9 protein-coding genes are annotated in these 14285 nt (G+C 70.6%); 5 read left to right on the forward strand and 4 right to left on the reverse strand.

The genetic code is table 11. The features are described 5' to 3' along the window. Positions 1-46: 46 nt before the first annotated feature. The 3 genes from D7X74_RS30900 to D7X74_RS30910 all read right to left on the reverse strand — a co-directional run bounded on the left by D7X74_RS30900 (position 47) and on the right by D7X74_RS30910 (position 1825). Entirely contained in the window at positions 47-589 is a 543-nt protein-coding gene (locus D7X74_RS30900; RefSeq protein WP_120536605.1) for a zf-HC2 domain-containing protein, read from the reverse strand. After that, positions 582-1226 (reverse strand): RNA polymerase sigma factor, encoded by a 645-nt coding sequence (locus tag D7X74_RS30905; RefSeq protein ID WP_120536606.1) that lies wholly within the window; start codon positions 1224-1226, stop codon positions 582-584. The genes D7X74_RS30900 and D7X74_RS30905 overlap by 8 nt, the downstream gene beginning before the upstream one ends. A gap of 125 nt (positions 1227-1351) precedes the next feature. Next, on the reverse strand, positions 1352-1825 hold the full coding sequence (locus tag D7X74_RS30910) for a PaaI family thioesterase (RefSeq protein WP_120536607.1): 474 nt from the start codon (positions 1823-1825) through the stop codon (positions 1352-1354). Between the two features lie 142 nt (positions 1826-1967). On the opposite strand from D7X74_RS30910, the gene D7X74_RS30915 reads away from it, so the two are divergent. The 5 genes from D7X74_RS30915 to D7X74_RS30935 all read left to right on the forward strand — a co-directional run bounded on the left by D7X74_RS30915 (position 1968) and on the right by D7X74_RS30935 (position 11122). Further along, positions 1968-4292: an ATP-dependent helicase gene (locus tag D7X74_RS30915; protein ID WP_233595577.1), complete on the forward strand. Its 2325-nt coding sequence runs from the start codon at positions 1968-1970 to the stop codon at positions 4290-4292. Between the two features lie 133 nt (positions 4293-4425). Then, positions 4426-6135, forward strand: a complete 1710-nt coding sequence (locus D7X74_RS30920) for a DUF1592 domain-containing protein (protein ID WP_233602329.1) — start codon at positions 4426-4428, stop codon at positions 6133-6135. After that, the gene (locus D7X74_RS30925; RefSeq protein ID WP_120536609.1) at positions 6132-7556 is read left to right on the forward strand and encodes a DUF1552 domain-containing protein; all 1425 of its coding nucleotides are present in this window, start codon (positions 6132-6134) and stop codon (positions 7554-7556) included. Before D7X74_RS30920 ends, D7X74_RS30925 begins: the two co-directional genes overlap by 4 nt. A gap of 110 nt (positions 7557-7666) precedes the next feature. After that, positions 7667-8857, forward strand: coding sequence for a lytic polysaccharide monooxygenase (locus D7X74_RS30930; protein ID WP_120536610.1), 1191 nt, complete (start codon positions 7667-7669; stop codon positions 8855-8857). A gap of 195 nt (positions 8858-9052) precedes the next feature. Continuing rightward, positions 9053-11122 carry a glycoside hydrolase family 71 protein gene (locus tag D7X74_RS30935; protein ID WP_120536611.1) on the forward strand — a complete coding sequence of 690 codons (2070 nt, stop codon included), beginning with the start codon at positions 9053-9055 and terminating at the stop codon, positions 11120-11122. A gap of 26 nt (positions 11123-11148) precedes the next feature. On the opposite strand, the gene D7X74_RS30940 is transcribed toward D7X74_RS30935, so the two are convergent. After that, on the reverse strand, positions 11149-14285 hold a 3137-nt coding region (locus tag D7X74_RS30940; protein WP_147446742.1), incomplete at its 5' end, for a collagen binding domain-containing protein.

Consider the following 14285-nt stretch of genomic DNA (forward strand, 5'->3'; position numbering starts at 1 on the left):
GACAGGAGCAGACCGAGGATGCGGGTTCGCGGACTCATCGCGATCCTCACAGGGCCGCCGGCCGCGAGCTCAGCGCGACGTCGGGCAGGCGCGTGGACGCGTCGTAGCGGGGGACCTCGCCCATGCCGCCGGGGTGGTAGACGAGCAGGCCCCGCGCGCTGGCGGAGCGCAGGCAGTGCTCCTGGGTCGCCAGGTCCGGGCACGCCACCATGATGTCCAGGGGCTCCGCGTCGTCTTCCTGGGGAGCCTCCCGCACCATGGCGACCGGGGGGACGGGGACAGGGCCCTCCCCGGGGCCTTGCGTGGGGCGCAGCATCAGGAACACGGAGGCGGCCACCGCCAGCAGGGCGGCCGCTGCGGCGGCGGGGCGGTGCCAGCGCGCGGGGCGGAGCACGACGGCCTCGCGGGACGCGGCGGCGGCGACCTCGTAGAGCTGTTCATCCAGGAGGGCCTCCTCCTGGAGCAGGCGCGCGCACGCGTCGCACGTGAGGGTGTGGGCCTCCAGCTCCGCCGCGGCGTCCGGCGGCAGCGCGCCCAGCAGGTATTGCTCCGTGCGGTCGCGGGTGAGGTGGGGCGTGAGCCTAGACATGGGTTTCCTCTTCGAGCGCGGTGCGCAACTTCTTGCGGACCTCGCACAGAATCTGTCGCACGCGCTGGACGGACAATCCCACGCGGGTGGCGACCTCGGAATGGGGGAGCCCCTGGCCGTCACAGGCCAGGAGGAAGACGTTGCGCGCGCCCGGGGACACCTGGGCGAGCGCGTCGCGGGCCCGGGTGAGCTGCTCCTCGGAGAGCAGGCGCCGTTCCGCGGACTGCGAGGGGTCCACCGGCTGCTGGCGCTCCGGCAGGTCCTCCACCGTGCTGTCCACCGATTCACGCCGCGTGCGTCGGGCGTCGTCGGCGGCCAGGAAGGAGGCCTGGGCGAGCGCGAGGTGGGGCAGGCGCAGCTCCGTGAGCAGTCCCCGCTGCTGTTGCTGGATGAGGCGGGCCCAGGTCTCCTGGGCCAGCTCCTGGGCGCGGTCCACCCGGATGCCCCGGGCGAGCAGCGACACCACCACCCGGCGCTGGTGCCGCGCGATGAGCGCGTCCCACGCCCCCCGCTCCCCGGCCAGCGCGCGTCGAGACAGGGCCTCCTCATCCGGAGCGGCCCCGGGCCTGAGGGCCCCGTCTGTCTCCTGACGCGACTGGAGCGTCGTCATCCCAAAGCCCTGTACGGCTGCATCCATGCCGTCTTCCCGTGGCGCACGTCGGTCCGCCGGGGACGCAGTGTGCCCCGGTGCCTCGGAGAAACGTGCATCCAGGTCGGACATATCGACGAAGGAGGGCAAGGGTGGCGCGGGGTAGGGGGATGTCAGTTCGTGGCGGGGCTGTCGCCCGCGGCCCAGGGTTTGGTGGAGACGCGCACGACGCCCTGGCAGCGGGCGCACACCCGTCCCTCGCTGTCGAGCAGGCGGGCGGACGCGAAGACGGTGGTGGGCCCGCCGTGGTCGATGACGGCCTCCACGTGGAGGCTGTCGCCGGTGGCGGGGCGCTCGAAGCTCATGGACAGCTGCATGGTGGCGCAGCGGCGGGTGGGGTCCCGGAGCGCCGGGGTGCACCCGATGGCCAGGTCGAACAGGGCCGCGAGCATGCCGCCGTTGACGGCGGAGGTGCCCAGGCCGCCCCGGTGTTCGGGCTTCACTTCCGGGAGGGTGACGACGACCTTGCGGCCTTCCGGAAAGGACATCCGGGCGCCGAAGTGACGCAGGGTGAGACTCTGGTTGAAGCCTTCCGCGAAGCGGTCCAACTGGGCCTGGGAAGGGGGGGACGAAAGGGTGTCGGACATGGGGGGCTCCCCTTCTTATATCCCACGCTTCCTGCCCGTCCTGGGAGCGGACGGCCCGGCGTGCGGCGGGGGCGGCGGAAGACCCCACACGGGCGGGCGAAAGACGTTAGAAGACGGGGTTCTTCCGTCCGTGGAAACCCCCGTGAACCCGCACGAATCCGCCCTCCTCGAAGACCTCAATCCGCCCCAGGCGGACGCCGTGCTCCATGGCGACGGCCCGCTCCTGGTGCTGTCGGGCGCCGGCAGCGGCAAGACGCGCGTCATCACCCGCCGGGTCGCCCACCTGGTGAAGGTGCGCCACGTCTTCCCCTGGCGCATCCTGGCCGTCACGTTCACCAACAAGGCCGCGCGCGAGATGCGCGACCGCCTCTTCGCCCTGATGGGCGCGCAGGCGAATGAGCTGGTGGTGAGCACGTTCCACTCGGCCTCCGCGATGATCCTCCGCCGCGAGGCGGAGCACGTGGAGCTGACCCGGTCGTTCGTCATCTACGACGACGGAGATCAGCTCAACGTCGTCAAGCGCGCCATGCGCGACGCCGGCATCGAATCCATGATGCAGCCGCGCGAAATCCTGAACCGCATCGACCAGGAGAAGAACGCCGCGCGCCTGCCGGACGACATGCGCCTGTCGGGTCCGGATGACGTGAAGGGCGCCACCGTGCAGCGCGTGTACCGGGCCTACCAGCGCCTCTTGCGCGCGGCGAACGCGGTGGACTTCGGGGACCTGCTGCTGCTCCTGGTGAAGCTCTTCCACGACCGACCGGACGTGCTGGAGCGCTACCGCACGCGCTTCACGCACGTGCTGGTGGACGAGTTCCAGGACACGAACCCCGTGCAGTACGCGCTCTTGCGGCAGCTGGCCCCGCCGCCGTCCTCGAACCTGGTGGTGGTGGGTGACGACGACCAGTCCATCTACCGCTGGCGCGGCGCGGACGTGCAGAACATCCTGGAGTTCCCCAAGCAGTACCCGGGCGCCCGGGTGGTGCGCCTGGAGCAGAACTACCGCTCCGACCAGAACATCCTCACCGCCGCGCACGAGGTCATCTCCAAGAACTCGCGCCGGCTGGAGAAGAAGCTCTGGAGCGAGCGGCCCAAGGGCGAGAACCTGGAGCTGATGCTCCACCGCGATGAACGGGCGGAGGGGCAGGAGGTCGCCCGGCGCATCCTCGCCCTCCAGCGCGAGGGCTTCATCAAGTTCGCCAGCATGGCGGTGTTCTACCGGACCAACGCGCAGAGCCGCGTGCTGGAAGAAGCGCTGCGGCTGGCGCGCGTGCCGTACACGCTGGTGAGCGGACGCAGCTTCTATGACCGCGCGGAGGTGCGCGACGCGGCCGCGTACCTGCGGCTGATGGTGAACCCGCGCTCGGACGCGGACCTGGAGCGCGTGCTCAACGTCCCGGCGCGCGGCATTGGCGGCACCACCGAGGAGCGGCTGAAGGACTTCGCCGTCCAGGAGGGCCTGAGCCTCTTCGAGGCCCTGGCTGAGCGCCAGCGCATCCCCGCCCTCAACAGCGCGGCGCAGAAGCGGCTGGGCGGCTTCCACCAGCTCCTGGTGTCGCTCAACGCGTTCGCCCAGACGGCGAAGGACGCGGCGGGCGCGGTGGACCAGATGCTCAAGGAGACGAAGCTCGTGGAGACGCTCGTCGCCGACGGCAGCGAGGAGTCCACCACCCGGGCGGAGAACCTTCGCGAACTGTTGGGCGCCGCGCAGGAGTTCGACCTGAAGCGCGCCTCCGACTCCGTGGCGATGGCCATGGCGATTGAAGCGCGCGAGGAGGCTGCGCCGGAGGGCGTGGACTCCGCGCCCCTCACCGCGGACGTGCCCTCTTTGCAGGCGTTCCTGGAGCAGATCAGCCTGGTGGGCGACGCGGACGCGGAGGTGGGCGACGGCCGGGTGGCGCTGATGACGCTGCACGCGGCCAAGGGCCTGGAGTTCGACGCGGTGTTCCTCACCGGCATGGAGGACGGCGTCTTCCCGCACTCGCGCGCGCTCAAGAGCGCCGAACCGGACAGCGGCGAGGAGATGGCCGAGGAGCGCAGGCTCTGCTACGTGGGCTTCACCCGCGCGCGCAAGCGGCTCTTCGTGAGCCTTGCGCAGTGCCGCTCCCTCTTCGGTGAGCTCAAGTACAACCCGCCCAGCCGCTTCCTGGCGGACGTGCCGCAGGCGCTGTTCGGCTTCAAGGAGAACGACCTGCCCCCGCCGCCGCGCCCCGCCGCCATGGCCCCACGCCGTCGCGCGTGGGACGAGGACGAAACCGGCCCGCGCGTGGACCACAGCTATTCGCAGGCCTCCGACATGGAGGCCGTGAGCGGCGACGTGCGCGGCATGCGCGTGCGCCATGAGCAGTTCGGATCCGGGCGGATCATCTCCACGGATGGCAGCGGCCCCAACGCCAAGGTGACGGTGGAGTTCGGCGGAGATGTGGGCCTCAAGCGCGTCATCGCGCGCTTCCTCATCCCCGGTTAGCTGCCCCGCATGCGGTGTTGACATTTGTTTTCAATGTCGACGTGACGGGGCTGTCGGGTTTGTCCGGTGTACGGATTGACTTTCGAACGTCTCCTCATTGGGATGAGCACCAATGAACGGAGGCGCTCGCTCGATGGCGCGAAGACGACGATGGTGGAGTCCGGCGCTGCTGGCCGTCTCCGTAGGACTGCTGGGGGCCTGTGAAGGCCAGATCCTGGATGCGGCGAAGCCCAGTGGCCCCGGGCCGGGCGGCAATCCGGGCCCGGGCGGTACGAACAATCCGCCCGCGGGGGTGGAGCAGCCGGCGCGGTCGGTGCGCGTCGCTCGGCTGACGCACCCGCAGTGGGTGGCCAGCGTGAAGGAGCTGCTGAAGCTGGACGCGGCGCCCACGGCGCTGGCGCAGGGCTTCCGCGCGGATCCGTCCCAGAGCGGCTTCCTCTTCGACAACGACGCCCGCGCCCTGTCGGTGGACGAGGCCCTGTGGGGCGCGTACCAGCGCGCGGCGGCGGACCTGGCCGGGCAGGTGGCTACGGACGCGACGAAGCTGGGGAAGCTCTTGCCCCCCGGCACCAACACGGACGAGGCGCGCGCGAAGGCGTTCGTGGAGTCCTTCGGCCTGCGGGCGCACCGCCGGCCGCTGACGGCCTCCGAGGTGGAGTCCTACCTCGTCCTGTACCGCAAGGGCCCCACGGCCTACGCGACCATGGCCCCGTTCCAGGCGGGCCTGCGGCTGGTGATGGAGGGCTTCCTCCAGTCGCCCCTGTTCCTCTACCGCGTGGAGAAGAGCACCCAGGCGACGGACGGCAAGGTGCCGCTGGACGCCTACGAGGTGGCGTCGCGGTTGAGCTACGCGCTCTGGGACTCCATGCCGGACGAGGCGCTGTTCACCGCGGCCCGCGAGGGCGCGCTGGTGAAGCGCGAGGGCGTGGCGGAGCAGGCGCGGCGGATGCTGAAGGACGCGCGGGCGCGCGGCGTGGTGGGGGCCTACCACCAGGTCGTCTTCGACGTGCCCCGCTACGCGAGCATCCGGCCCAACACCACGCGCTTCCCCACCGTCACCGCGAAGCTGTCCGAGTCCGCGGCGAAGGAGAACGCGCTCTTCGTGGAGGACGTCGTCTTCAAGCGGGAGGGGCGCTTCTCCGACCTGCTCACGTCGCGCGACACCTTCGTCAACGACGAGCTGGCGCGCATCTACGGCCTCACCGGGACGTTCACCGCGGACTTCGTGCCGGCCACGCTGGACGCGACGCAGCGCCGGGGCGTGCTCACGCAGGTGGGCTTCCTCGCTTCGCACGCGACGTCGTTGGACCCGGACCCCATCCACCGGGGCGTGTTCCTGTCGGAGCACCTGCTGTGCCAGAAGATTGGCGCGCCGCCGGCCAACATCCCCGCGCTGCCCGCGCCCAATGGCCGCACCAACCGCGAGGTCGTCACCTCCCACACGGAGGCCCCCGGCACGGTGTGCGCGTCGTGCCATTCGAACCTCATCAACCCGCTGGGCTTCCCCTTCGAGAACTTCGACGCCGTGGGCGGCTTCCGCACCACGGACAACGGGCACCCGGTGGACGCCACGTCGTCGCCGTCCATCGGCGGGGAGAAGATCTCCGTGCGCGACGCGGTGCAGTTGTCGGACACGCTCGCCAGCACGCAGGCGGTGCACGAGTGCTACGCGCGCCACTGGGTGGAGTATCTGAGCGGACGCCCGGCGGCCCCGGAGGACGCCGCGCTGGTGTCGCGGTTGGGCAAGCTGTCGCGGACGGGGGAGCTGTCCGTCGTGGACCTGGTCGTCGAAGTCGTCACGGGCGTGGGCTTCGTGAACCGCCACCCGGAGGAGCTGCCGTGAAACTGAGCCGTCGACGCGTGTTGCAGGGCCTGGGTGGGGCCATGTTGGGACTGCCGGTGCTGGAGGGGCTCCTGCCCCGCAAGGCCCAGGCGGCGGAGCCCGGGGCGCTGCCCTTCGCCATCTTCCTGCGCCAGGCGGATGGTGTCGCCAGCGCGCAGAGCACGTCGGAGATCGGCACCGAGCCGGAGCGCTTCTGGCCGGAGCCCCTGGGCAACCTCACCACGACGACGCTCGCGGGCAAGTCGCTGGTGGAGCTGGCCGACCACCGCGCCCGCCTGCTGGTGGTGCGCAACATCAACATGAAGGACTACAACTACGGGGATGGCCATGCGCGCGGCGCGTTCCAGGCCCTCACCGCGCGCGGCCCCGCCGTGGAGGGCGTGGGCGGTGACTCCGAGGCGTCCGGCGAATCGCTGGACCACCGCATCGGCCGCGAGCTGAACCCGCAGAAGCGCGACTCGCTCTACCTCTACGCGGGGCAGGCCGGCGGCTGGTTGGGCGGCCCGTGCATCTCCCACCGGGGCAGCGCGTCGCGACGGGCCGCGCTGCATGACCCGTGGGTGGCCTACCAGACGATGGTGGGCGGCCCCGGAGGCCTCACGCCGGAGGCGCGCGAGGCGATGCTCGTGCGCCAGAAGAGCATCAACGACCTGGTGTCCGGACAGCTCAAGGCGCTCCAGTCGCGGCCGGAGCTGAGCCGCACGGACCACGAGCGCCTGGACCTGCACCTGTCCAACGTGCGCGACCTGGAGGTGGCGTTGACGTGCCGCGCCCGCGCGGACGAGGAGCTGCGGCTGCAGCAGCAGGCGCCCGGCTACAACAGCACGGACGGTGACGAGGTGCTGGCCACGGTGCGGTTGCACATGGACATCGCGGTGCTCGCGGTGGCGTGCGGCACCACGCGCTCGGTGGCCATCCAGGTGGGCAACGGCAACGACAGCGCCACGCGCTACCGGGACCCGACGACGAAGCAGTTGATGGAGAACTTCCACTTCATCTCCCACCGCCGGCTGTCGCACGACGCATCGGGCGGCGTCATCGCGGGCTCGGACGTGCTGCACTCGCGCGTGGATGCGCAGTTCGCGCAGACGTTCAACTACCTGCTGGACCGGCTGGCGGCCTATGCGCTGCCGGATGGCAAGAAGCTGGTCGACCAGGGCGTGTCCGTCTGGTTCAACGACCTGGGCAACGGGCCGGCGCACTCGGCGCACAACATCCCCTTCATCCTGGCGGGCAGCTGCAATGGCTACCTCAAGCAGGGCGTGGCGGTGACGGCGTCCGGCGGCGGCAATCCCAACCTCAACAAGCTGCTCAACACCATTGGCACCGCGGTGGGCGTGCGCAACGCGGCGGGCGGCCCCCTGGACGACTTCGGCGACCCGTCCATGCCGAAGGGTCTGCTGACGGAGCTGGTGGCCTGAGACACGCAGCAGGCGGGCGCGGAAGAGACACCCTGGTTTTTTCCGCGCCCGGCTTTGACCCGAAATGATTCCGCCCCGCCTCCCTCTGGATTGAACAGAAGGAGGTAGGGATGTTCGCAGGAATCCAGAAGGCGCTCGCATCGTCGCTTGCCGTGGTCTCCCTGCTGTCCGCCAGCCTGGCGGCGGCGCACGGCTCCATGGAAGTTCCCATCAGCCGCGTGTACGGCTGTTTCAAGGAAGGGCCGGAGAGTCCCAAATCCGCTGCCTGCAAGGCCGCGGTCCAGGCCGGTGGCACGCAGGCGCTGTATGACTGGAACGGTGTCCGGCAGGGCGCCGCCAATGGCCGGCACCGGGAGATCATCCCCGACGGCAAGCTGTGCAGCGCCGCCAATGAGAGTCACAAGGGGTTGGACCTGGCGCGCACGGACTGGCCGTCCACGCTCATCACCCCGGACGCCAGCGGCAAGTTCGAGTTCGTCTTCCACGCCACCGCGGTGCACGCCACGGGCTACTTCCAGCTCTTCGCGACGAAGGAAGGCTACAACCCGGCGCTGCCCCTGAAGTGGTCGGACCTGGACGCGGCGCCCTTCTGCAACGTCACCAACGTGTCCGCGACGAACAACCGCTACCGCCTCAACTGCCCCTTCCCGTCGGGCAAGTCGGGCTCGCACGTCATCTTCGCCATCTGGCAGCGCGCGGACAGCCCGGAGGCCTTCTACGCCTGCACCGACGTGAAGTTCAGCAACACGCCGCCCCCGCCGGTGTCGTGGAAGGAATTGGGCCAGGTGCAGGCCCGCGAGGACCTGGCCAAGGGCAGCAAGGTGACGTTCCGCCTCTTCGACAGCGCGGGCCGCGACGCGGAGTCCCACCCGCTGCTGCTGGATGCCGCCACCCCGGCCGCCACGTGGGTCTACCGGCTGGCGCAGCAGGTGAACGCCGTCTCCAGCCGCGTGCAGGTGGGCGTGCTCCAGACGACGGGCAGCATCACCCCGGCCCAGGACGCGCTGGCCAACCGCGTGTACGCGAAGGAGACGGGCTACACGTTCCAGGTCGACATCGAGAAGCCGGCGCCCGGTGGCGGCTCCGACGGTGGCACCGACGGCGGCAGCGGCCCGACAGCCCAGTACAAGTACCCCGCCGGCCTCTCCAGCTACACCGCCGGCACGCTGGTGGAGGGCACGGATTCGCACCTCTACCGCTGCAAGCCCTTCCCGTACTCCGGCTGGTGCCAGGGCGTGGCGTCCTACTACGCGCCGGGCACGGGCATCGCCTGGGCGGATGCGTGGGACTTCGTCCGGTAGTCCGTCGCGCTGACGCTTGAGCCGTCTCGGGCCGTCCTTCCCCTGGGGAGGGCGGCCCGTGTCGCATCGGATGTAAAACACTGTCAATACTGGAAAGAACGGAGATTCAGGGTTCCGCCGAAACATCCTGATGCCTCGGGAAGATAAAGGGCAGGCGGTCCCTGTCTGTCTTTTTCGCCCCTCCCCCGAGGCTCCATGTCTTCGTTGCTGTCGTCACCCTCCGTTCGCGTGGGATGTCTTTCGCTGTGGGTCGCCCTGGTCGGTGGCTGTGGTCCCGCCGAGCCTTCCGGGCCCGTCCCGTCAGAGGCGCGGGTCTCCGAGGCCTCGCAGGCGGCGGTGGGAACCTCCACCACGCTGGTGGCCGCGGGCAGCGTGTGGAAGTACCGGGACACCGGCGTGGATCCGGGCGCGCAGTGGAAGACGGTGGCGTACGCCGACGCGGCGTGGTCGCAGGGGGCCGCGCAGTTGGGCTACGGCGACGGGGACGAGGCGACCGTGGTGTCCTACGGCCCCAATGCTTCTGCCCGCCATGTGACGACGTGGTTTCGCAAGAGCTTCACCGTGGCGGATGTGTCGCGGGTGAGCGCGGGCGTGCTGCGGCTGCTGCGGGATGACGGCGCCATCGTGTACCTGAACGGCACGGAGGTCTTCCGCACCAACCTGCCCTCGGGCACGGTGACGCCCACGACGCTGGCGCCCCTGGTCATCGCGGGGGTGGATGAGACGGCATGGTTGACCGCCTCCATCGCGCTGGGCTCGCTCGTGTCAGGCACCAACGTGCTGGCGGTGGAGGTGCACCAGTCCACGCTCAACTCCTCCGATCTGGGCTTCGACCTGGAGCTGAGCGCGACCGTGGCGTCCCAGCCCACGCCGTGCTTCGCGCTGGACCTGCCTTCGCTGTCGTCGCTGCGTGCGTCACCGAAGAAGGTCTTCGCGCACTACTTCTCGCCCTATCCGCTGTCGCTCGACAACAAGGACCCGGCGGTCGACTACTACGCGCGCAACTACCTGCAGCCCACGGGGGAGAACTCCAAGTTCGCCTACTGCGGCGGCCTGCTCAAGCAGCGCCCCCTTGCGCAGCCTCCCCGCGCGGCGGGCGTGGACTTCGAGCGCGCGAACTTCGAGGTGGAGGTGCGGCGCGCATCCGCGCTGGGCCTGGACGGCTTCACCTACGACATCCTCAACCATCAGGGCACGCACTGGACGCGACTGCTCAAGCTGCTGGACGCCGCGAGCGCCGTGGACCCGGGCTTCCGCATCGTGCTGATGCCGGACATGACGTCCACGTACCAGGGCACGGACGCGGAGGCGCAAACCGCCTTCGTGGACTCCATCGCGTCGGTGGCGGCGCACCCGGCGACGTACCACCTGGACGACGGGCGGCTGCTGCTGTCGCCGTTCGCCGCGGACCGGCGCACGCCGCAGTGGTGGGCCTCCACGCTCCAGGCCCTGGCCGCGCGCGGCATCCCGTCCGCGCTGTGGCCGGTGTACGTGTCGCCGTGGGCGGCGGCGACGACGAGCCTGAAGGCGCAGGTGCCCCTGTACGGCACGTCCACCTGGGGCTCGCGCACGCTGTCGGGCGCGGCGGGGCAGAAGACGAACCCGGGCACCGCGCACGGCATGGGCTTGAAGTGGATGGCGCCCCTGGCGGTGCAGGACTCGCGGCCCAAGGACCTCATCTACACGGAGGCGAACAACTCCCAGGCGCTGCTGGCGCTGTGGGACGCGGCCATCGCGGGCGGCGCGGACTGGGTGCAGCTCATCACCTGGAATGACTATTCGGAGGCCACGGAGTTCTCGCCGTCCAGCGGCACGCAGTGGGCCCCGTTCGACCTGACGGCCTACTACACGGCGTGGTTCAAGACGGGCGTGCAGCCGGCCATCGTCCGGGACGCGGTGTATTACTTCCACCGGAACCAGGCGACCACCGCGTCTCCAGACCTGACGAAGCAGCGCGCCGTCTACCAGGTGAAGAACGGCGCGCCGCCCGCGAACGAGATTGAATTGCTGGCGTTCCTCACCGCGCCCGCGACGCTCGAGATCGAGGTGGCGGGCACGGTGCAACGCAAGGACGTGGGCGCGGGCATCCAGTCCTTCCGCATCCCCCTGCGGGAGGGCACGCCGCGCTTCCGGGCGGTGCGCGGCGGCGTCACCGTGGCCACGGTGACGAGCGCGTCCCCCATCAGCAACACCATCGTCTACCAGGACCTGCTCTACCGCGCGGGCGGCAGCCTGACGTGTGACCGGAGCGCGTTCTTCCCCTGAGCCAGGTGCCCGTCGGGCCGCTTGCCTCAGGGCCCGATGGGACGCCACACCGCGCGCACGTCGCGCGAGTGCTCACCCGTCGCTGAGACTTCCAATTCCTCGCGGTGGAGTTGCTCGCCGTTCGTACCCATGGCGAAGAGGGTGTAGCGGCCCGCCGGGAGGTGTTGGAACGTGGCGACCTTCGGCGGGCCGTCCCTCCACTGCACGGGATGGGATTTCTGCTGCAGCCAGGCCGCGGCCTGGTGAGACTCCGGGAAGGGCATCGGGCCTGGAACCAACAGGGCGAGCTCGATGTCGTCCTCCAGGCGCAGGTGGAGGGTGCTGCCTTCCTTCAAGGCTTCGAGCGTGACCGCCACCGGGCCGCTCGCGGGAATCCGCAGGGGCTGGGGACGAAAGCGCTCCTCGCGGTCCTCGTCGAGTGGCTCGACCTGCATCCAGTAGAGGCCCGGGGGCAGGCCCTGCACCCGCGCCGTCCCCTGAGGCGCCACGTGGAGGTGCGAAGTCCCCTCCGCATCCACGAAGGTGACGGTCGCGGCAAGGGGCTGTCCCCGGGTGTCCCGCACCTGGACCTCCACCGATGCGCCAGGGTCCAGCACGTCCGTGAAGGTCCGCGCTCCCGCCGCCAGCGTCCGCTGAAGTGGCAGGTAGCCGTCCACCTCCAGCCGGAGCGTGAGGGCGGTGGCGGGCAGGCGCTCCAACAGGAGCGTCCCGTCCTCGGCCGGGACCACCCAGCGTACATCCAGGGCGCGACGGGAGTCCTCCGGCCCTGTTCCTTCAATCCGGACGTGGACCTGCGGGCGGGTGGCCGTGGCTTCGCGGGCGGTGAACGGGGTCCCCGTCCGGGCGTCGTGCAGCACGCCCCGCACGGTCCTGCCTCGTGACAGCGTGAGGGTGCCCACGTCCAGGTCGCCTTCGTCCGGGGGCGTAAGGGCTCGCTCCAGGGGCGCGAAGTCCATGGCTCGCACCACGAGTTTCCGGACGTCGTCCGGCTCCACGGGCTCCGCGAAGGTGCCGTCCGTGGACGTCACCTCGCTTCCGTTCACCGAGAAGGACGTGACGGGCTGGCCTCCCTCGTCGACGATCCGGCCCCGGAGGCGGGCTTTGGGCTTGAGCACCAGTCGCAGCTCGCGGGCCTCCGCTCCAATCCGCCAGTCCTCCTTCACGGCCGTTCCCCCCTGGGAGCGGACCGGATCAAAGACGTGGCCCTCGCGCGACACGAACACCTCGTAGCGGGGCGCGCTCAGGTGTTTCAGGACGAAGCGGCCCTCCTTGTCCGTGCGAACGCCCTCCGGCAGGCTGTTCCCGCAGAACCCGCGCCCCTGTCGCCAGCTCGGGATGTCCTCGGAGGGGAGGGAGGCTCGGACCAGGACCCCTTCCAGGGGATGGCCCGCGGGGTCCACGGCGATGCCGGACACCGTCCGGCCTTCCGGGAAGCGCAGGGTGACGTCCACGGTTTCGCCCTCCACGACCTCCACGGGCTGCGTCGTGATCTCCTCCAGCGCGTCGGTCTGGAAGGCCGCTTCCACCATGAAGTGGCCGGAAGGGATGCCCCGCAGCGTGAACCGTCCCTGCTCATCCGTGGTGTCGTAGCGGCCATCGATGTCGAGCTTCCCGGTGCTCGACAGGGACACGCCGATGCCCTCCAGGGGCGCTCCCTTCGCGCTCAGGAGGGTGCCGGACACCTCTCCACCCCGACGCACGACGAACCGCACGTCGCGAGAGGGAATGCGCACCTCAATCTGCTCGGTGACGAGGTCATCCTCTTCGAGGAAGAGCGCTCCTTCGCCCTCTCTCCTGGCGTCCACCACGAAGCCTCCGGCCTCGTCCGTGGTGACGGTCTCTTCCTCCCGACCGTGGTCCCGCCGGGACACCGTGCCCCTGCGCAGCGACACCTGCCGTCCGGGAAGCGGGCTGCCTTCCGTGTCGACGAGGATTCCCTCCACCGACACGGCGCGCTTCAGCGTGAAGTCGAGCGGTCCCATCCGTGCGTCGATGGGACGTTCATCGCGCGGAAGGTCCAGGTGGTGCGCCGCCTGGACGGCCAGCCTGTGGGGACCGGTCACCAGGGGGCCCAGCCGGTAGTGGCCCGCTGCGTCGGTCACGGCGACCCTCTCCCCGGAGGGAATCGCCCCCGTGACGTCGGCGCGGGCCGTCACGCGAGCCTCCGCGATGGACTTCCCCGTGTCATCCCGCACGGTGCCTTGCAGGAACACCGCGGGCTCCAGTTGGAGCACGGGCTCCACCGGAGGGTCATCCTCCTTGGACTGGAAGGAGGCGAAGGCATCCCGCGAAGGCGTCTGGGCGAAGAGCGTGTGCGGAGGCGGATGCGCGGATTCGAAGGTGAAGCGTCCCGTGGCATCCGTCTGGGTGAAGTGCTGCTCCGGGTCCAGCAGCGACGAGGTCAACATCACGTCGACCCCTGGCGCGGGAGTGCCCTGGGCGGACACCACCCGGCCCGTGACGCGCACGGGCCGCTCCAGCCACAGGACCTCGAACTCGAGCGCACGGGCATTCCTGAAGAAGAGGGAGGTCCAGCCCTCCGCGGTGATGAGGACGGCGTAGGCCGTGTCGGGCAGGGGGCCCACGCGGAATTGGCCGTTGGCGTCGGTGAGCGCATCGAAGAAGCGCGTGTGCTGCCGGGAGAACACGGTGACGCGCGCCCCGGCGATGGGACCCGCATCGCCCTTCATCTGGACGACGCCCTTGAACACGACGCCCTCTTCGAGGAGCAACGCCACGTCCTGACTTCCCGTGGCGATGTCGCGCTGCTTCGCCGCGCCCGCTTCCCCCAGGGCCCAGAGCGTGACGGCGCCCTCGGTGAGCCCGTCGAGCACGAAGGTGCCGTCCTCCGCGGTGGTCGTCTCCGCGAGCACGCGCGCTTCCCCTTCACGTGCGGCGACCCGCGCCTGGATCTCCCCGATGAGCCGGGGGCCGCAGTCCGTCCACTGGAGGGGACGCTCGCGGGGGCCGGACGACACCGTGGCATCGGCGGGGCAGGGCAGCTCCGACAGCGTCTCTCCCGGCTCGGCGCGCGACGCGGACACGCGCACGCCCGCCACGGGGCCGTGCTCGTTGCTCACGGTGCCGGTGATGCGCGGGCTTCCGGCGAGCACGCGCACCGCCTGCTGCGTGGCGCGGGGCCCGGCGGATGACTTCCCGGCGG

It is taken from the genome of Corallococcus sp. CA047B (assembly GCF_003612065.1).
GTDB classification, from domain to species: Bacteria; Myxococcota; Myxococcia; order Myxococcales; family Myxococcaceae; genus Corallococcus; species Corallococcus praedator.

Coding starts and splice junctions, on each gene's coding strand:
- D7X74_RS30900 (WP_120536605.1), bottom strand. CDS start 589: ATGTCTAGGCTCACGCCCCACCTCACCCGCGACCGCACGGAGCAATAC.
- D7X74_RS30905 (WP_120536606.1), bottom strand. CDS start 1,226: ATGGATGCAGCCGTACAGGGCTTTGGGATGACGACGCTCCAGTCGCGT.
- D7X74_RS30910 (WP_120536607.1), bottom strand. CDS start 1,825: ATGTCCGACACCCTTTCGTCCCCCCCTTCCCAGGCCCAGTTGGACCGC.
- D7X74_RS30920 (WP_233602329.1), top strand. CDS start 4,426: ATGGCGCGAAGACGACGATGGTGGAGTCCGGCGCTGCTGGCCGTCTCC.
- D7X74_RS30930 (WP_120536610.1), top strand. CDS start 7,667: ATGTTCGCAGGAATCCAGAAGGCGCTCGCATCGTCGCTTGCCGTGGTC.
- D7X74_RS30935 (WP_120536611.1), top strand. CDS start 9,053: ATGTCTTCGTTGCTGTCGTCACCCTCCGTTCGCGTGGGATGTCTTTCG.